We start from the raw sequence: 606 nt of genomic DNA, 5'->3' as shown, positions 1-606 counted from the left end.
GACATGCTCTTCGGGCTCGAGGTACCCAGGGCTGAAAAGCTTGAGGATCTTCTGAGCTCGGCCGGACCGCCATGCGGGGCCAGTTCACTACGTGAAGCCTGTTCGCGGTTGTTGTACTTCCGTGCTGTACCGCGACTTGCTTGTTTTCGGGAACCGTTCCCTGCTCCCTGACGTCGTGGGAGGCGATCAGGAGGGGTGAGATGCAGGGGGATCCGCCCTGGTGGGGCATCATCGTCATTTCAGCAGGAGCGACCGTGATTTTGGGCGCCCTCTTTTTCTCCGCCCTCGCTGTCGCGGTCCTGAGCGCGGGTTGGATTCGGCGAACGTGGCGGCGTAGGCATGGCTGAGTTTCCCGCGTCGGCGACTGAGTGCCCTCTGACCTAGAGACTTCGGGCAGTGCAGCGTCTGGTTGGCCAAGCGCCGGTCAGGGCAGGAGGCGGCGGAGCTGCGTCCAGATGAGAAGTTGATCCCGTGTTGGGCTGGGCTCGATGTGGTTGACGAGCCGCTCCAGGTGGGCCGTCAGGTTCTTGTGCCGCCGCAGGTCGCGGATCTGCTCGATGGCCAGGTCACGCCAGCGGCCGGCGAGAGCACTGGCTTGTGGGGGCG

General features: G+C 64.4%; 1 protein-coding gene. It reads right to left on the bottom strand.

Annotated elements, in window-relative coordinates; all coding sequences use genetic code 11:
• Positions 1-424: 424 nt before the first annotated feature.
• Positions 425-606, bottom strand: a 182-nt coding sequence (locus tag AC1DYK_RS35505) for a hypothetical protein (protein WP_478170540.1), incomplete at its 5' end; no start/stop codon positions are given.

This window comes from Variovorax sp. P2_H12 (assembly GCF_056403395.1).
The sequence above is the reverse complement of the archived record's forward strand: the minus strand, read 5'-3'. Positions and strand labels throughout refer to the sequence as shown.